Origin of the sequence: Campylobacter sp. RM5063, from assembly GCF_024723655.1 — a bacterium.
Classification (GTDB): domain Bacteria; phylum Campylobacterota; class Campylobacteria; order Campylobacterales; family Campylobacteraceae; genus Campylobacter_D; species Campylobacter_D lari_D.
On sequence record NZ_JANQDA010000085.1, the window covers coordinates 1 to 204 of the forward strand.

At 19.6% G+C, this 204-nt stretch carries 1 pseudogene; it reads left to right on the plus strand.

From position 1 onward, the window contains the following. Positions 1 to 69: 69 nt before the first annotated feature. Positions 70 to 204, plus strand: a pseudogene (locus CAMP5063_RS08480) (AAC(3) family N-acetyltransferase); the annotation flags it as partial.

The following is a 204-nucleotide window of genomic DNA, read 5'->3' on the forward strand; positions in this document are numbered from 1 at the left end:
ATTTTTCTTTCTTGATATTATAATTTATATGCTATTATAACTAATTAAAATACACTCAAAGAAAAAAGTATGAAATATATATTTAAATGCAATGATAAAAAATATTCCAATATAGACTTAATAGAAGCTTTTAAAAAACTTGGTATTAAAAAAGGTGATATTTTATGTGCACATAGTGAATTGATGAAATTTGGTATTCCTTTA